Source organism: Catellatospora sp. NPDC049111 (assembly GCF_040648615.1).
In the GTDB taxonomy this organism is placed as follows: domain Bacteria; phylum Actinomycetota; class Actinomycetes; order Mycobacteriales; family Micromonosporaceae; genus Catellatospora; species Catellatospora aurea.
The window spans coordinates 128840-147277 of sequence record NZ_JBEZEB010000004.1 but is presented as its reverse complement, the minus strand read 5'-3'; the positions used below and the strand labels follow the sequence as shown (position 1 = coordinate 147277).

The following is an 18438-nucleotide window of genomic DNA, read 5'->3' as shown; positions in this document are numbered from 1 at the left end:
CTTCTCACCACTAAACGGACTAAAACCGCCAGAATGGGCAGGGTGAGGAGTCGCCCGTGCTCGCCGTACTGATGCTCGGCCTGGTCCTGGTCATCTGGGCCGTGCTCGCCCGGCCGGCCCAGCGCTACAGCGTCACCGTGCCCATCGCCATGGCAGCCGCCGGCCTCATCCTCACCAACGGCAGCAATCCCCTGGTCAACATCGAGGTAACCGGACCCATCGTCCGGCACCTCATCGAGATCACCCTCGCCCTGGTCCTGTTCACCGACGCCACCGAGATCAGCGTGCAATGGCTGCGCGAGACCGGCCGCGTACCCATGCGCATGCTGTTCATCGCGTTCCCGCTGACCGTCGCGCTCGGCTTCGCCGCCGGCGTCCCCCTGCTGCCCGGCGCCGGCTGGTGGGTCTGCGCCATCTGCGCCGCCGTGCTCGCCGCCACCGACTCCACCCCGATCCTGCCGCTGCTGCACGACCGACGTCTGCCCTCCGGCATGCGCCACACCATCACCGTCGTCAGCGGCCTCGACGACGGCCTCGCCGCACCGCTGGTCCTGCTGCTGCTCGCCGGGGCCGTCGCCAGCACGGACCTGGAAAGCGTCCTGCTGGAACTGCTCATCGCACTGGTCGCGGGCCTGATCGTCGGATTCGGCGGAGCCAGGATGCTCTCGATAGCCCGCGAGCGCGGCTGGAGCACCCCGGAGGCCGACCGGGTCGGGCTGCTCGCGCTGGCGATCACCGCGTTCGCGATGGGTGAGGTGCTGCACGGCAACGGGTTCGTCGCCGCGTTCGTGGCCGGGCTGGCGGCTCGCGCGACCGCCCCCCACATGCCGCACGCGGCGCTGCAGACCGTGTCGGACACCGCGATGGTGCTGTCTGCGGCGGTGTGGTTCGTGTTCGGGTCGCTGGTCGTGCCCGCGTTCATGGACGGCCTGGAGTGGCGGGTGTTCCTGTACGCGTTCCTGTCGCTGACCCTGATCAGGATGCTGCCGGTGGCGCTGTCACTGCTGGGCAGCCACGTGCCGTGGCGCGAGCGGTGGGCGCTGGGGTTCTGGGGGCCGCGCGGGCTGGACAGCATGGTGCTGGGCATCATCGCCCTGGAGCAGCTGTCGGGCCTGGATGCGGACTGGGTCGCCGACGTGGTCGTCGTCGTGATCAGCCTGAGCATTCTCATCCACGGGCTGTCCGCCCGCTACTTCGCCTGGTGGTGGGACCGGCGCAGCCGCGCGCTCGCGACATCGACCGGCCTTTCCACGCACTAGCGCAAGCCTCCCGGCCGGAACGCTCGACCTATAACTCTCGAAGCACCTCGTACGGGATTTCGATCTCGGATTCTCCGAGAACGTCCAGCAGCAGCTGATACTGAATGAAAGTCTCGCGGCTGGGGTCCACGGCCGCGCCCCAGACGGCATCGCATTCAGCGCATTTCTTGATGGTCAGCTCGCAACGGCTGATCTTGACCAGTTCAAGCAGTCCCTGCTCGCATCGCGGACAGATTGTCATCGGCTCTCTTCCATGGCGTGCGGTCCGGCGAACAGGCCAGCGCCCGCAGCGACGACCGTTACCGGCTGCTAGGACCGCCGCCTGTGCGGTAGTGGACCCACACAGTCGCCGGTGGCGATCGAGACGACGATGTCGTCTGTCAACTGCGCCGGGTCGATGTAAGGCGGCTGTCCTGGGCGTACGGCGCAGAAGGTCACGTTCCCGGTGAAGTGGTCCGGATCAACCAGGGTCCCGGCCGAGGATATGTACGCGGCCACTTCGACTTCGGGCAATTGGCGGTGCTGCTCGTGCAGCGCCGCCCACGCGAAAGCCACGCCCCGGCGCAACAGCATCGCCGCCCTCTCCTGCCCCTCGACCGTCAGATCGAGGTCGGGGATGCCGCGCCCGTTGACCGCGGCCTCGTAGTCCATGGTCTCCGAGAAGCTTGACCGATCACCGTGGTAGCTCATGTACCAGGCACCGAGGAGCACCGCACGGTCACTGACCGTCCAGCCTCGGCTCACCACGTCCGCCCACTCGGGAACGAGATCGTCCCGAGTGACGGTGGAGACGAGGTCGGCACCCGCGATTCGCCCGGCCCGGACACTCATCCATGCCATGGGAAGCCCTCTCCTTCGGCGATGGCCCTCGCCGTCACCCGCATGCACCGATCACCCGAGTCCCTTCGCGGGTGGCTGGGTTGAGGTTACCCAGGCGCCTGCACGGGTCGCGGAAGCCAGGCGTCTCCTTGAACAGCCGAAGTCGGTAGCCAAGCTTGCGCTCGGCGGTCGCCCCAAGCACGCCGGAGGGTGCCGCCCATTCGCGGCGGCACCCTCCGGCCCGGCATAAAGGTATCGACGTCTACCTTCTCAGCATCGACTCGGCCAGCCGATAGCTACCGGCATTCGCCGGAACCAGCCTGGACATGTTGGCGAAGAACGAACGACCCGCTGAAGCCAACGTGTCGAGGAGTTCTGATTCAGAAGTCCGCGCCTGTCGGACAACGTCGCCAGATCGACACGAAATTCGGAGGTCTCGGCCCAGCCGCTCGAATTCGAGAAGTACCGGTTGATCTGGAAAGTGGGTTTCCGCCCGCTCTTCACTGCGCAGGCTGTGGACCATGCTCGCAAGATATGACCAAAGCTGATCGACGTAGTCCCACTCGGACCTTCCGATGATCTCGGTGCCATTGATGTTCATCTCGATTGCACCTTCGATGTAATCAGAGTCGCTCAGTGGCTGCACTTGCTCCTCGACGGGCAGGAAGGTGCCGTCTTCCGATCGCAGGAAGGTCCGAATGGTGATCATGAAACCTACTTTGTCGGGTAGAATTGGCCAACGCGTCCATTGTTCATGCCGAGAACGTAGTTCGTTCCGTTAACCGAACCACGGATCTGGTACATCCCCGTCGAACCCTTGGAGGCGAGCGTCGCGCGGTTCTGCTGCATGACCGACCGGATAGCGTCCTGAACGTCGCCCACCGACATCTTGACGTCGAAGAACGACTGCTGGGCCTTGACTGAACCGTCCCAGAAGTTGGGATGGTGCCGCGAAAGAATGTGCTCCATACCCTTCTTGTCCAGCAGGAAGGACTCGTTGCCGAAGACGAAGCGCTCACTCTTCCAGTTTCGCAATACCGTCAGGCAACCCAGGCCCGCGTTGTGCACGAGCACCGGAGTCTCGGCGGCAAAGACGTAGTAGGTGTGCAGTTCGTCAATGGTGAGGTTGTACATCACCTTCGAGCCGACGCGGTTGTCCGCAGCGACGATCTCGACGGTCTCGGTCCCGAAGCCGCGGACGATCTCGCCCGGTTCGAGCTCGGACGCATTCACCCAGGCCGCTCGCGACGTCGACCAGAACGGATGCTCCCAGGTGGTGTCGACCTCGCTTCGCACCCCGCTGCCGTCGACGACCGTCAACTGGGTGAGTTGCTCGTCCAGGTTGACGTGGACGTACTCGACCTTTCTCGCCTGGGTGAGGCCAGAGATCGGGTCGGTCGCCATGACCTCGTCGCCGATCATGACGTCCTTGATCTTCTTCTTGCTGCCGTCTGCCATCAAGACGAGCGTTTCGGGGTCGAAGCTGTTGACCGCCTTGCACGCGTCTCCGGCGACATCGAGCACCTCGCCGGCGCCCTTGAGCACCTTGAGTTTCCCGACAGGAAGAATCCCGGCTATCTCGAGCGCCGCCCCACCGTAGTTCCCCTGGCTCCACGCTTCCTTGGCCAGCGCGATCGAGTAGGGAACGCCGACGATCGGCACGTAGCTCATCCATTCCATGAACTTCAGGCCCGATTGCCGACTCAGCTCCTCCTGCAGGTCACACTCCTGCATGTACGAGCAGAGGTACGAACCCAGGAAGCTGAGCGCCTGCTCCTGCGACAGATCACTGACATGGCAGTGCGACGGCATGATCGGGCATCCCGCCAGTTCGACGTAACGCGGGAACGAGATCGGCTTCTCTGGATCCGGAATGAAGACGAACGGGTCGATGACCTGATGCGTCGTATTGTTGTTCGCCCAGGTCCCGGCCCCGTTGGCCATAGGAGCCGTGTTGTCGCAGGTTTCGCGGGCTCCGCCCTCGCCGCACTCGGGCCGAAGTCCCTCCGGGTCGGTCAGCGTGACCGGAGTGTTGTTGGCGTACGCGTATCCGTTCCATTGCGATGGGTCGGTGAGATCCATGATGGGGTCCAGGCTGACGAATCGGCCGGTCGCCGAGTCGTACTCCCGCGCCCCGAGGTGCGTGAGGCCGGTCGTAGCGTCGAGTGTCCCGCCGAGGAAGCCCCGCTGATCGGGCCAGAACGAAGGCACGACCGGCTCGCGGATCGCGCCATAGGGGCTCGACCGACGCCATGTGATCGCGCCCGTGGACGCATCGATGCTGGCAGTGGCGGTGCCATGGTGATCAGCCGCCTCGAAGTGCACACCGGTGGTGGTGCGCACGGCGACGGTGGTGCCGAAGCCGTAGAACCGGGTGCCACTCACGACCGTCCCGTTGAGGGCGAGTTCCATACCCGGCAGGTAGAGAGTGGTCTTTCCGCCGGGCTCCTTGCGGACGATGCGGTTGCCGTCGGCGTCGTACACGTAGGTGGTGGCCTGCCCTCCTGCCGGAGTGCTGCTTTGCAGGTGACCTTCGGCGTCCCAGGCAAGATCCTGGTGCTGGGCGAGGCTGCCGACGGTGCAGTTGTTGGTGATCGTGGCGTTGGGTCGGCAGACGGTGTTGCCCGCTCTGTCGTAGCTGTAGTGGTAGGTCTTGGCGCCACCAGGCCCGTTCTCATCCACACGGGTCAAGGTGTGCGGCTGGTTCTGGCCCCCGCCCTGGGTGGGGTATTGGTAGTCGCGGGTCGTATCGGCACCGCCGGTGACCGAGTGAATGGTCTCGGTGTCGCGGTTGCCGATCTTGTCGAAGGTCCAGCTGTGGTGGTAAGGCGCGGGACCGCTGACGCCGGTCTGAGCGACACCGTCGTTGCAGGTCTTCGTCGTGTTAGCGGTCGACCACGCCTCGGTGAGCCGCCGCAGGTGGTCATATACGAAGCACTGGACGTCGCGCTGGCCGCCGGTCGGGGCGTCTTCGATCGACAGTACGTTGCCTGCCGCGTCGTAGACATACTTGGCGTCCATGTCGACCGCGGTCACGCCCTGCCGGTTGACCTTGGTTTTCTGCAGCCGGTCAGTTCCCCGCTCGTAGTCCCACGTGAGCCATGCCTTCTTTCCCGTTCCTCCGGTGAACAGCTCGGCCTGGAGAAGCTGCCCCAGGCTGCTGTACGACGTCGCGGTGACATAGCTCGTCGTGCCCGTGAGTGTGGTGGGACGCAGCAGGCTGTCATACGTCGTCGCCACCGCCTCTGCGGGCAGTCCGCCCGCCGCCGGCGTGCCGGCGGATTGGACAGTGCCGTCAGTGTTGTAGCCGGTCGTGAAGTCGTACGACTTGCCGAGCAGCGTGCCCACACCTCCGGACGGGAAGCTGTACCGGGTCTTGGTGGGCCGGTACAGATCGTCGCGGGTCATGAAGATCGTGTAGTAGCTCTGGCCGCTGACGATACGCTGGCTGTAGTAGAGGTGGCCCTTGCTGCCCGTGTTGTCGTACGACCAGGCGGACAGTTTCGTACCGGTGTCAAGGTCGCCTTGCCACGTCTCCGTCTTGCGGTTCAGCTCGTCGTAGCGGTTAGAGAGCTTGATCCCACGGCTGTCGGTGACAGAGGTGTTGTTACCTGCCGAGTCGTAGGTGTACCTGCTCTCGCCCGAGTCTGGGTCCGTCACGCGCACCCGGAGATTGCGCTGGTCGTACTCATAACGCCAGACATTGTTCAGCGGATCAGTCACGGTCTCCAGCGCACCCGCCGGCGTGTAGGTGTACCGGGTGACGTCCGACGGTCCGGACGGGGAGTCGCCCTCGTACTGACGCACCTCGGTCACCTTGCCCCGGGCATTGGTGACCGTGGTGACCGGAACGCCGCCCGCCGGGGGGTTGACGTGCGTGCTGAACGCCTCGTAGGCAGTGGTAGTCGTCCATCGGTCGTCACCGGCCACCGCGAAGGTCTCGGAGATGGCCCGCCCTGCCGCGTCGTACCGAATGATCGTCTGCCCGTTGACAGATCCTTCCGGCGTGACGATCGGCACGTCTCCCGCGACTCCCGTCGCGAGATACGCCTCGTTCGCCTTCCACGCCTTTCCGCGGCCGTCGTGGAACGTGTCGGAAATGAGCCATCCACCCGGCCCCGGAACCTGCGTCTGCCGCGGGCGCAGCAGGCCGTCGAACAATTCGTAGGATGCCCGGTAGGTGCCATCGTTGTTGATCGACTCGGTCGTGATGACCGTAGCCTTGTCGTTGCGCACCTTGTAGCCGAACTTCATGCTCGGCGCTGCGCCCTGATCGCGATTCCGGTCCGCCTTCCAGACGGCCGTCAGCCCGCCGAAGGCGTCGTACACCATGTCGACCTTCTTCAGGTTGGCATCGACGATCCGAGTGGGGGCCGAGAACGCGGGGTCGAGCGTCGTCGTGGTCACATGACCACGAGGGTTGGTGATCTTGATCTGACTGGTCAGACCGTCGACCTCGGTGTACTCGGTGCTGGTGGTGAATCCTCGGGCGTCCTTGACGGCCTTGACGCGGCCGTAGCCGTCAAGGTCCGTGGTCTCCGAACCGGGGATGTAGAGGATCTTCGTTCCGTCGTAGCGGTCAAGGACCTCTGCCCGAGTCGCACTACCCTTCGTCGGCGCTGCGTTCCACACCTGCATGTCGTAGCTGGTCCGGCTGTCGGAGATCAGTTGCTTGCCCAGGTCGGGGTTCGCCACGTCGCAGTTCGCCGATACCGTCTGGGTCCGGGACACGTAGGAGTACATGTGCAGGCCCGGATTGTCGACATACCACGTGCGAGTACACAGGTCGTCGCCGTCTTTGCCCTGGCCGACCTCGCCGAGGTCGTTGACCTTGTCAACTCTTCCCCAGACAGGGTCATAGCTCGTGGCGGTCTGCGTCTCGTGCCACACCGGGTTGCCCTGGGCGTCCTTGGGCATGGCGGCGAGATTGCGCACCAGGTCGGTACGGACGAAACCGGCGACGTTCGCGCCCCAGGACTCACTCTGTGTGTGCGTGATCTGACGCCATGGCCGGTTGACGGTTTTTGACAGAACTTCTGCGCCGTTGTAGGCGATCGTCTCAAGCTCGTGGCCGGAGTACGCGTCATGGTCAGTGTGGTTCGTGCCGGTGGAGTCTGCCACGACCACGGTCGGACGGGTGCCGTCGGCCTTCTTCCCCCCGCTCATGCCACGCAGGAAGAAGTGGTCGATCCTGCCCGGCATGGACTGCCCGTCGCCGTTGCGCACGATCACCTGGCCGTAGCCACGCCAGTCGGACCACGTGAGGTCCTCGTCCTTGGTGATGCCGTCGGGCTCACCCTTACGCCATGCCGCGCCGCCCACGTATTCGTAGGAGGTGACCATGTCGTCGTTTCCGCCGACCAGGTCATCCTCGACGACGTTGTCGAGAACATACTTGTGGAACCAGTCGGTGACCTTGTCCTCGTCGCCGCCGCCGAGGGGATTCCAGATCACCGGGTAGCAGCGCCTGGTCGAGTTTCCCGGAGTGGGCAGGTTGTCCTTGGAACAGTCAGGCGTCTTGTAGTTGACCGTGATCTGCGCGCCGGCGTCAGTCTTGATCGTGGCCAGGCGGTAGCGAATCAGCGGCCCGAAATTGTCATCGTCGAGGTCGATGCGGTTGGGCAGCTGCATGCCTTCCAGCTCGGTGGCCGGCATGGTCTGGGTCCCACCGCGGTGCCCGGAGTGGGTGATCTTCGCCAGCCACAGCGTCCGCGAGTTGTCGTCGTTGACCTTGAACTGATGCTCCAGGCCCCACGACTCCACCGGCGACCATGTGGCACCGGTGCGGATCTCGGACTGGATCTTCGTCAGACGTTTGCGGGTGAAGTAGGTCGCCGAGGTCTGGGTGAACTCGCAGTGCGTGTTGGCGGCGCAGATGCGGTCCTGCGGCACGTCCGGCCACGAAGCCGCCGTGTCCTCTGTGAGGTCCTGCGGGTCGCAGTCCACGGAGCCGCCAGGAATGCAGCGCTCAACAGTGGTGAACACGACCCGCGCGGGCGCGTTCGTGGTATAGACCTGCTGGTCGCGCTGGCCGTAATCGATCCGGGCGAGGTAGCCGCCGCGGTCGTAGGCGGTGCCGTTCACGTCGGTCTTGCCGCCGCGGGCGTAGTAGTTGATTTCCCGGTCGTAGAAGTACGAGATCACGTTGCCACGCGGGTCGATCACGTAGTCGAGGTTCCAGCGCCATGCCTGGTCGCAGAACGAGTCGTCGAACCCGGAGGACTTGTAGCACGGCTCACCGGAGTCGTCTCCGTAGACCGGCACGGTCCAGGTCGACTCGGTCTCCTCCTTGCCCGAGGTCCAGCCGGGAAGCCGGTTGCGGCCGAAGAAGTACTGCGTGCCGTCGACCGTAGTGATCTTCCAGTACTCGCCGTCGTTGTCGCCGTTGACGCCGCCGGTGATCCGCTCGACCTTCGAGCCGTCGTCGCTGGAAAGCTTGTACGTCGAGTCGTCGACCTTCACCAGACCGCCGGAGTGGCCTGACAGCATCACCGTGCCGTTGTGGAAGGCCCAGCACTGCTCTCCGGAGGTCTCGTGGCCGTCGTCGGAGCATGCCTTGTATCGCCGCTCGATGTATCCAGGCTCGTAGGTGAATCCCTCACCGATCCACGAACCCTGGTTGTTCGTCGCCGAGGTCCGGCCGTCGACTGACTGCGACGAATACGACAATGCCACCTGGGGACCGAAGCCGCCCGGCGTCGCCGGACTGCGCACCGGGTACGTCCAGTTGAACCCGCCGGTGGACGTGGCCGCAGACCAGGACGACGACGGAGAAAGCTTGGTCGCGGTGTAGTCACCCTGAGCAGAGGACTCACCCGCCGACATCGCCAGAATCATCGCTCCCGACTCGACGCCGGCCGCGGTCACGTCCGCCGTAAGCGTACGGGCGGCCGTGTCGTTGATCGTGGCGACCGGGGTCGCCGTACGACATTCCGGCTTGTCAGGGGTGGTGACCGCACAAGTCGGCAGCTGCACCAGGCGTAGCCGCGCACCCCAGTCACCGCCCACGGCGTGGGCGAACGAGTCGTAGCCGACGGCAACGCTGACCGCCTCTGCGGCGGCGACGCCGTCGGCGCGGGAGACTCTGAACATCGGGCCGTCGACCCCAGCACGCTTGGCGGCCGCTCGGTCGAACACTTGGACCTTTGCCCGCTGCGGATGCTGCCCGGCCGATCGCGTCGCACCTGTCGCACCGCGCTCGGCGCGCGCCACGTCGACACGCAAGCCACCTACGTTGCCAAGCGCCGCATCGCGGGTTTGCGCGTCCAGCTCGGCCGTGCCGGCCGACGGCCACACCACGGTGTCGGCGCGCGACATCGTCTTGTCGGCGGAGGGGTCCTTCTTCGGTGCCTGCGACTTCAGCGCGGTGCCCTTGGCCGGCTTGGCCTGTGCCTGCACGGCGGGCCGGGACGATTCAGCCGCCGCGGGCGCTGATGGCTGGACCTGGGCCAGGCTGAGGCCCACCAGTGCCGCAAGCCCGAGCGCCAGCGGCCGTATGCCCCGCGGACGTGGGAAGCGCAGCAATGTCCTAGGTGTGAGTGACATGCGTTGGTACCACCATTGGTTGATGCGGATGGAATTGCAGGTGGCCGACACCCACATGGGTGCCGGCCACCTAGTCGGTGCTACAGGTCGGATTGGGCCGTGGTGCTGGCCAGCCGGATCACGGTCACCGCGTCGAGGACGCCGCTGTAGACGCGGACCTCGTCGAGGACACCGGAGAAGTACCCGCCGTACGTCGGCGTGGTCGTGGTGCCGTCCAGGAGAGCGCGGCCGACCTGGACGCCCTTGTCGGGTCCGTTCCACACGGGATCGTGGGTGCCCTGGGCGCTGGCGGCGAGTTCGCCGTCGACGTAGAGCCGCACCTCCTTGGTGAACGCGTGGTAGGTGACGACCAGGTGCTGACCCAGGGTGTTGCCGGGGTCGGGCAGGTGGGTGTCGTCGACCACGACCGTGGTCGAGGTGGCGGCGTCGTCACCGGCCGCGACGGTCAGCTGCCAGCGCAGCTGCCCGCCGCCGATGTCGACGCACTTGACCTGGAACCGGCTGGTCTTGGCACCGGGCTGGGACAGCACGACCTGGTCGGAGGTGCACGCGGCGGCCAGCCGGGCCCGGGCCGCGACCGAGAAGCTGCCGGTCTGGCCGACGAGCGCCTGCCCGCTGGCGGCGTAGTCGTCGCCGCCGTCGAGGACCATGTGTCCCGCGCCGACCAGGGCCGGCTCGGCGAACGGGTCGTCGGGGTCGGGGGTCATCACCCATGCGCCGTTGTGCAGCGTCAGGTTCCTGGCCTCGTCCGGGGTGGCGCCGTCGACGACGGTCTCGGCGCTGACGAACACGCCGGGGTTGTCGTCGGGCACGTCAGCGCTGTCCAGCGCCCAGTACACCTCGCGCTGCAGGCGCGGCTTGGCCAGGGCGTCGATCTCGGCCGGCGTGACGAGCCGGTCGAAGATGCCGACGTCGGAGATGCCGCCGTTCCAGCCCCACACGTGCTGGGTCTTGGCCAGGCGCTGCCCGATCTGGAGGTTGCCGTGCGAGGCCCACTGCGAGCGGACCGGGGCTGTGCCGGAGGCCTTGCCGTTGACGTACATCGTCATGGTGTCCTTGACGTTGTCGACGACGACGGCCAGGTGGGTCCAGCCGGTCTGCGCGGTGACGACCTCGGTGCTGGTGACCTGCCAGTCGCGGAAGGCGTTGACGTCCATGTCCGGCACGCCGAACAGCCACTTGCTGCTGGCCGGGCTGAACCCGAGGTAGAAGCCGGGCACGCCGGTGCCGTCCTGCGAGACCGCGGACATGTAGCCGGTCAGGGAGTTCGCCTTGACCCAGGCCGCGACGGTGAACGGCTTCGAGGTGTCCACCAGCCCCTGCGACGCGGTCGACAGGTAACCCGTGGAGTTGCCGGGCAGCAGCACCGACGGGTGGGCCGCCCCGCCCGGGCCGGGCTGGCCGAAGGTCACGCCCGACCCGGCCGTGGCCGGGTTGGCGCCGCGCTCGTCGACGGCCTGGGTGGAGCCGAGGGCGTCGCCGAGGTTCCACTGCCCGATCGACGGGCCGCCGGCCGCGACGTTGAAGTTGCAGACGGAGGTGTCGCTCTCCTTGCCGGCCGCGTCGACCGCGATCACGGTGACGAAGTGCGGCGCCTCGGTCATCGGCGCCCAGCTCACGCTGACCGGCCCGCCGTTGGCGGTCGGGGTCAGCACGTTGCTCGGCGACGGGTTGGTGTCGAAGCCGTACTTGTACGACACGACGTCGGTGGCGGCGGAGTCGAAGGTGAACGTGCCGTAGCGGCCCGCTCCGTCGATCCACTCACTCGACTCGACGCAGGTCGGCGAGGTGTTGCCGGCGTCGGAGGCGAGGAATTCTGCCGAGTCGATGTCCGGGCCCGCAGGCTTGGTCTTGTCGAGGATGAACCCGCAGGTGACGCTGCTGGCGCTGGAGGCGGTGCCGTCGGAGGCCTTGACGCTCCACGAAACGACGACGTTCTCCGGCAGGTTCGGCACCCCGAATTCGAGGTCGGCCAAGTTGTAGTCGAACGTCGACTTGTTGGCCTTCTGCCCCGAGGGCCACGTCTTGGTCTGCAGGGTGCCGCCCGGCGGGGTCCAGGTGACGGTGAACGTCGCGGTCAGCGGCTCGGCCGCGTCGGTCTCCGGGTCGGCCAGGTACGCCGACAGCTTCGGCACGCTGGACACGTACCAGGTGTTGTCCGGGGTGCCGGTCTTGCACGCCCCACCGGGGTTGGCGGTGAGGTTCGTGGGCGCGGCCGGCGGCCGGTTGTAGGTCACCGACAGCACCGCGTTGTCGCAGAACCGCTTGATGGAGTACTTGCTGCCCTCGTCGTCGGCGCGGATGCCGAAGGTGGTCGTCGACCAGTTGTTGGCCGCCGCCTCCTGCGCGGCACCGGTGGCGGTGAAGGTGACGTTCTGGTTCGTCGTCGTGCACGAACCCTGCGACACCGTCGGGTCCTGGGTGTCCTGCTTCTTGCTCCACGCCGGCTGGTTGCTCCAGTTCGTGGCCGAGGTGATACCCGCACCCATGCGATACAGCGAGGCGTTGCGCGCCGAGCCGTCGTAGGTGTGCGTCATCGTGACCCGGAACGTCGCGCTGGACACCACGATGGTGTCGTCCTGGTACGGGGTCGGGATCGCGTACATCAGCCGCTTGACCTGCGAGCTGTTGCAGGAGTTGCCGGAGTCGGTCCGGTTGCACAGTCCGATGCGCTGGTCGCGGTCGCCGTCGAACCTCCAGTACTCCTCGCCGGGGTAGCCGGAGTCGACCATGGTCCAGGAGCTGTTGCTGGTCGGGGCGGTCATCGGGTCGATGTACAGCGGGAACCGGACGGACTTGTCGGCCAGCATCGCCGTGTCCGGGACCAGCCGTAGCGAGCCGCCGTCGACCCGCACGCCGATGTCGGCCCGCCGCGCCGACTCCGGCGACGAGCGGGTCGGCTCGACGTCGGCCTTGGCGGCCTCGGCCGGGTCGCCGGCGTCCCACATCTTCGGCACCGGGGACGCGAACACCACACCGCCGGAGCCGGTGTCCTTGGCCACGAGCCGGTCACCGGACTCGACGGCGAAGGTCAGGTTGGTGCCCTTCAGCCCGTAGGACACGGTCTTGATCTGCGGCAGGGCCGCGGCCGCCGCGGTCTTGACGACCAGCACGTGGGTGTAGCTGGTGGCCGAGGCGTGCACGACCAGGTCGACGTCCGGCAGGACGTTCGGGTAGGTCGCCGAGTCGCCCGACAGGACCGGCTGCGGCAGCGCCGCCGGCCAGGTCAGGCTCATCACGCGACCGGCCCGCGAGATCGTCGCCAGCGGCATGTCGCCACCGCCGGAGAACCGCATCGGCGTCTCGGCGGCCTTCGGACCGACGCTGCCGTCGCTGTGCCGGATCATCGTGGTGTCGACCGGCACCCACTCCCCACGCTGCATGACCCGGAACGGGGCGGCGTGCGACTCGTGGGTGAACGAACCGTCCGGGTTGGCATAAGTCACCTGGCGGCTGGTGCCCTTGGCGGCGACCTCGACCTGCTTGCCCGACTTGCGGGCCGCGCCCACGGCCTGGGCCTCGGTCCACGGCTTGGCGGGTTCGGTGACGCCGCCCGGGCCCATCGCCAGGGTGTCGGCGGGCGTCTGCGGTGTGCCGCCGGCCCACACGGTGGCCGCCGCCAGGCCTGCGGCCGCGCTGAGCGCGCCCAGCCGTGCCCACCAGCGCCGCGCGCCGGCGGTCTGCTTGGTTGAACTGTTCAACGTGCTGTTCCTGTCATTGCCTTGTTGCTGCTTCATCGACGTCACCCGATCTGAGTGCCGAACAGCACACCCGAGGGGATGCCGGCCGTGCCGGGGGTCCACGTCTTGGAGACGGTCACGGTGTCGGCCGCGAGCGTGGCCCACGTCATCGCCCACACCGCCTTGTTCCGGTACGGCGAGGAGACGTAGAGCTCGGTGCCGGTCACGCCGAGGGCGTTGCCGACGAGCTCTCGCGCACCGGGCGTGCCGGGCAGGCCGGCCGTGCCGCGCTCCACCGGGACGTCGTTGGTCACGGTCGCGACACCGGCGGCGAAGACGCGGATCGTTCCCGCGTCGATGGTCGTGCCCAGTTCCTCACCCGGTGCGCCGATCGCGATCAGCATCGTGGACGCGGTGGGCGCAGTGGACGGGCTGGTGTTGACCAGCGCCACCTTCTCGCCGAACAGGTCACCGGCCTCGCTGCCGCCGGAGATGCCGGCGCTGTCCTGGTTGTGCGCCGCCAGCTCCGTCAGGCTCGTGCCGGACATCCGGAACTGGTGCACCATGCCGGTGTCCGTGCCGGCGGTGGAGTCCTCGCCGGGCACACCCACGGCCAGGATCGAGTCGCCGACCGGCCAGTACGCCGCGAGTGCGATCGACTTTCCGAACGTGTCGCCGGACTCGGCCGCGTCGCCGACACCCGAGCTGTCCTGGTCCACCGAGCCGGTGCGGGTCGGCACATTGCTGGTCAGGGTGTGGCTGTACACGTTCACCTGGCCGCTGTACTGCGCGCTGGCGCTGCGGCTCTCACCCGGCGAGGAGACCGCGACATGGTACGGCGAGGCGGCCACGGCGTAGCCGAACATGTCGTCGTACTCGGGGGTGCCGCCGGAGCCGCTGCCCTGGTCGAACAGTGCCGCGACGCCGCCGCGGATGTAGTAGGCCAGGCCCGCGTCGGCGTTCATCCGGGTGTTGTACATGACGTCCTCGCCCGGTGCACCGACGATCAGGAACGGCTCACCCGCGGACGTCTGCGCACCGGCCAGCGAGAAGCCGAAGTAGTCGCCGGAGATCTGCGAACCCGGCACCCCGCCGGTGCCCTGCACGTAGCTCACCGACGTGGCGGTGGCGCTCTTGCCCAGGCCCGCGGGCGAGCCGAAGATCAGCTGCACCTCGCCGGTGTCGCTGTACGCCCCGTCCTCGTAGGGCACGCCGACGGCCAGGTCGGCGCAGCCGTCGCGGTTGGCGTCGTACACCGTCATCGCGTAGCCGAACCGGTCGTTGGCCTCGGAAGCACCGGGCACCTCGGCGAGGTCCTGGGTCAGGGTGGTCACCGCGCCGGAGGCGCCGTCGACGACCTGGACCGCACCGGCCTCGGACAGGCTGTTCACGGTGGCGTTCGGGTCGGCGATGGCCACGTCCTTGACGCCGTCGCCGTTGAAGTCGTTGGCGACGCCGTTCTGGCAGCCGGCGACCGGCGGGAACGTGGTGTACACCGAGAACTCGCAGAACGACGACCAGGCCGAGGTCGACAGACCGTCGCTGGTCTTGACGCGCCACTGGTAGGCGCCGCCCTCGGCGAGGTTGCCCGCGACCAGGGTGTGCGAGGCGGTGCTGCCCGACGCGATCGAGGACTTGGTGGCCGAGCCGAGCGCGGCCGAGCCGCCTACCTGCCACCACTCGAACGTCACCGACTGGGCGGTGCCCTCGGTGTCGGCCACGGTCGCCGACAGGGTCGGGGTCAGCGTCTGGATCGCCGGGCGGCCGGAGCCGGTCACGCACGACGTGGCAGGGGTGGTCGACCGGGCGGTCACCTGCGGCACGTCGTTGTAGGTCACGATCAGCCGCGGCTCGTACGCCCCGGCCGAGAAGTCCGAGGAGGTGAACCGCTTCCAGCTCTTCGGGTCGGTCTCCGAGGCCCGCAGCGACAGCCCGTAGTTGGCGCCGCCGGTCGCCCAGCTGCTGAACGTGGCGGTGCTCAGCGCGACGTCGCGCCACGCGCCCTTGCTCCGGTCAGCTCCGGTGTTGGTGCACGCCGGGTAGTTGTCGCTGATGGTCAGCGTGCCCAGCGCGGTCGAGTTGATCGTCGGACCCGGCAGGGTGCTGGTGCCGAGCGCGGTGTCGGTCCAGTTCTGGGTCACCGCGTGCACGGTCACCGGCAGGTGCGTGGTGCAGTCCCACGACCAGGTGTGCCACAGCCGCAGCGTCACCGCGGTGATCTGGCGCCCGGCCAGGTCCGTGGCGAAGCTGCCGAAGTGGATGTACGGGCGGGCCGCGCTCTCGTTGTCGTAGCCGACCGCCAGCGACGTGCCGTTCTGCGTACCGGCCGGCGTGCTGGTGTCGTTGTCGACGAACGCGTCCGTCGTGGTGTACGTGGTGATCTGCGGGTCCACCCGCACCGGGTAGACCCGGGCCGGGTCGTTCAGCCAGGCGCGGTCCGCGGTCACCCGCAGCGCCCAGCCGTCCGCGCCCTCCACGAGCTCGTAGGACACGGCGTCGGAGGTCGTCGGCTCACCGGTCGGCAGCTCGACGTGCGAGTCCTGCATGTAGCCCCGCGGGATCCAGGCCACCGCGGTGCCCTTGGCGTCCAGGAACGCGACCCGGCCGTCGGCGTCCAGCCGCGGCGTCACACCCTGCAGGCGCAGCGGGAACAGCCACGAGTTGGCCGCCTGCGCCGACTTCAGGACGATGTTCTCCTTCTCGCCCGACTCGTAGGTCATGACCTCGACGTCGGTGTTCGGCAACAGCTCGCGGTAGGTCGCGGTGGAGCCGGACACGGTCGGCGCGACGGCGGCAGCGCCCTGCACGCCGTAGGCGATGCTCTGCCCGCCCTCCAGCGTCACCGAAACGAGATCGGCGGTCGTGCTGCTCTCGGTGCCGCCGGCCAGCGTGACCTGCACGGAGTTGGCGGCCATCTGCAGCCGGCCGTCAGCCCGCTTCACCAGCTTGGTGTCGATCGGGCGGTATGAACCGTCCTTCGCCCGATAGTTGACCGGACGGCTGGAAACGACCTTGGTCAGCGATCCGTCGGCATTGCGGTAGGTGTCGGAACCGCGGTCCGATTTCGCCGCCACCTTCACGCTGGTGTCCTTGTCGAACACCCCGGAGACCGACGGTGCCGCCGGCTCTTGCGCGGCAGCGGGAACGGCGGCAGGCTCGGTCACAGGCTCCGGCGCGGCCTGCGCCACGCCTCCGGCTCCGAACTGGGCTGCCACGATGAGCGCCAGGCCCCACAATGGCCAGCGAAGTGAACGGCCTTGGCCGAAACGGCCAAGGCTCGCAAGGCGACGCGACACGCGTACTCCCCCGATAGAAGATCAACGGGCCGGGACGCTATATGCATGCCTTTGACCTGTGCAAATGCGCGTCGGCGGATGGGGAGTGCCCCACGTTCACGCACTTGACCTGCGGAAATGATGCTGGTGGCCAGTAAGATGGCAATCCACCTGCGACGATCACATTCAGCGATCACCTGCTGACTGAACCTCGTCTTTCGACAGAGAACCGCCCCCACCTGCGGTTGTAATCGAACTGTTATGGCCGGAAGCAGGTCGTGACCTTCTGGCCAGGAGGCGTTTGCCTGGTCGACCACCGCCGCTCAGCGGCACCGTGGGCCATGATCACCTGATATGTCGCTGTTCGGACTTTTGCCCCAGATCACAACCGCCAACGGGATCGCGTTCCGGCCGGTGCGACGTCGTCGCGAACAGGTCGAGGTCCTCAGCCTTGGGCGCGAATGAGCCATGCACATCGCCGTCGCCGTTGCGGCCGGTCCGGCGGCGGCGTCACCACCGGACCGGCCGCCTCAGCCCGCTTCTCGCCGACGGACTGAGAGGCGACTGCCCTGCCGCACTCGTGGGCGGGCACGGCTGGGCGGCGCCCGCTTCGCGAATCCCGATCACGAAGGGTCGGCCCGGCCCCGGGGCGGTAGCCGGGCCAACCGGGCAAATCGTACAACCACGGAACGAAGGTATTGACCGGATTCCGCCGCGTGTCGCCCAGCCGCCGATCCGGCAGAGCCGTTCTCTTCGTCAGCCCGGCGATCTACCATGCCGTCGTTCGGGTGACCGGCCAGGCAGGCGGCGATGGGCGACACGGACTGGACCGGCGTACGCGAGCGCGTCGAGAGCCTGCGCGAGCGGCCGGCCACGAGCGGCGATTCGGTGTCGACGTGCACGGATACACCCTCGCGCCCGTGCTCGGCGACGACGACCTCGCCGACCTGGAGGCCTGGCTCGGCGTCGCACTGCCCGCCGGCTACCGGCGGTTCCTGACCCAGGTGGGCGCGGGCGGCGCAGGCCCAGACTACGGAATCAACACGGTCCGGCGCAGCGTGGACGGCGGCTGGCGTCAGCGACGCACCCGGCGGGCCAGGGCGGCCTTCGTCGTGGTGACCCCCTTGATGATCGCCTGTTCGGCCGGGTGCATCCGGTCGAGCAGCAGGGCCGCGTTGTAGGCCGCCTCGTCCGGCCCGACCGTCGGGATCGCCTCCCACATCTCCATCGCCGCGACCAGGCCCGCCAGCACCGCGTAGTGCGGGTTGGCGGGCGGCTGGCGGCGGCCCGGCGGGTCGCGCAGCACGCCGAGCATCAGCGAGCGCGGCCGGGCGGCGACGAACGGGTTGACCGCCACCAGGCGGCTCTGCCGGCTGAGCATGCCGCGCTGCACCTCCTCGATCACCGCCTGACGCTTGAGCCGCTCGGCGACCAGCGCGTACAGGTCCTCGCGCAGGTAGTCGATCCACGACGCGGCCGGGTGCGTGACCGGCTCCTGCGCGGCGACCTTGCCGAGCACGTGGTCGAGGACCGGGTCGCCGGTGAAGGTGGGCGTGGTGCGCACGACGACCGCGCCCTCGTCGAGGGCGATCGCGCGCTGCCAGCCGAGCTCGATCAGCACGGCGGCGGCCAATCCGAGACCGAACTGCTCGTCCCCCGCGTGTTTCTTGCCGGTGTACTCATGGTGGCCGATGAGGAAGAGCTCGTCGGCCACGGCGAACCGGTCGGAGACGGGGAGAGTCGACATGAGGGTCCTAGATGATGTTCACTGCGCGCCGGAGGAGTCCTGGCATGCCACACCGCATGCCTTCGTCTGTGCAAATTGGAAAGGCTAATGGAGGCGGCCGATCCGTTCAACAG

Annotated in this window: 8 protein-coding genes; 1 reads left to right on the top strand and 7 read right to left on the bottom strand. The window is 67.7% G+C overall.

Features of this window, described 5'->3' with window-relative positions:
* The first annotated feature begins 56 nt into the window (after positions 1 to 56).
* The gene (locus AB0B66_RS07765; RefSeq protein ID WP_360524560.1) at positions 57 to 1259 is read left to right on the top strand and encodes a cation:proton antiporter; all 1203 of its coding nucleotides are present in this window, start codon (positions 57 to 59) and stop codon (positions 1257 to 1259) included.
* 28 nt (positions 1260 to 1287) lie between these two features.
* Here AB0B66_RS07765 and AB0B66_RS07760 read toward each other — a convergent pair whose 3' ends face one another.
* From AB0B66_RS07760 to AB0B66_RS07730, 7 genes are all read right to left on the bottom strand, one after another.
* On the bottom strand, positions 1288 to 1500 hold the full coding sequence (locus tag AB0B66_RS07760) for a hypothetical protein (RefSeq protein WP_360524557.1): 213 nt from the start codon (positions 1498 to 1500) through the stop codon (positions 1288 to 1290).
* A gap of 68 nt (positions 1501 to 1568) precedes the next feature.
* A complete protein-coding gene (locus tag AB0B66_RS07755; protein WP_360524554.1) occupies positions 1569 to 2090 on the bottom strand; it encodes a hypothetical protein in 522 nt (173 codons plus the stop codon).
* 250 nt (positions 2091 to 2340) lie between these two features.
* Positions 2341 to 2787 (bottom strand): hypothetical protein, encoded by a 447-nt coding sequence (locus AB0B66_RS07750; protein WP_360524552.1) that lies wholly within the window; start codon positions 2785 to 2787, stop codon positions 2341 to 2343.
* Positions 2788 to 2792: 5 nt separating this feature from the next.
* Positions 2793 to 9680, bottom strand: a complete 6888-nt coding sequence (locus tag AB0B66_RS07745) for an RHS repeat-associated core domain-containing protein (protein WP_360524549.1) — start codon at positions 9678 to 9680, stop codon at positions 2793 to 2795.
* Between the two features lie 23 nt (positions 9681 to 9703).
* Positions 9704 to 13324 carry a LamG domain-containing protein gene (locus tag AB0B66_RS07740; protein WP_360524546.1) on the bottom strand — a complete coding sequence of 1207 codons (3621 nt, stop codon included), beginning with the start codon at positions 13322 to 13324 and terminating at the stop codon, positions 9704 to 9706.
* A gap of 41 nt (positions 13325 to 13365) precedes the next feature.
* Positions 13366 to 16518, bottom strand: coding sequence for a hypothetical protein (locus AB0B66_RS07735; protein WP_360524543.1), 3153 nt, complete (start codon positions 16516 to 16518; stop codon positions 13366 to 13368).
* Positions 16519 to 17653: 1135 nt separating this feature from the next.
* A complete protein-coding gene (locus AB0B66_RS07730) occupies positions 17654 to 18325 on the bottom strand; it encodes a GPP34 family phosphoprotein (protein ID WP_360524540.1) in 672 nt (223 codons plus the stop codon).
* Between the last annotated feature and the right edge of the window lie 113 nt (positions 18326 to 18438).

What these genes read in the sequence shown, in the direction of transcription:
- AB0B66_RS07760 (WP_360524557.1), bottom strand. Translation starts at nt 1,500, where the DNA reads ATGACAATCTGTCCGCGATGCGAGCAGGGACTGCTTGAACTGGTCAAG.
- AB0B66_RS07750 (WP_360524552.1), bottom strand. Translation starts at nt 2,787, where the DNA reads ATGATCACCATTCGGACCTTCCTGCGATCGGAAGACGGCACCTTCCTG.
- AB0B66_RS07755 (WP_360524554.1), bottom strand. Translation starts at nt 2,090, where the DNA reads ATGAGTGTCCGGGCCGGGCGAATCGCGGGTGCCGACCTCGTCTCCACC.
- AB0B66_RS07730 (WP_360524540.1), bottom strand. Translation starts at nt 18,325, where the DNA reads ATGTCGACTCTCCCCGTCTCCGACCGGTTCGCCGTGGCCGACGAGCTC.
- AB0B66_RS07745 (WP_360524549.1), bottom strand. Translation starts at nt 9,680, where the DNA reads ATGTGGGTGTCGGCCACCTGCAATTCCATCCGCATCAACCAATGGTGG.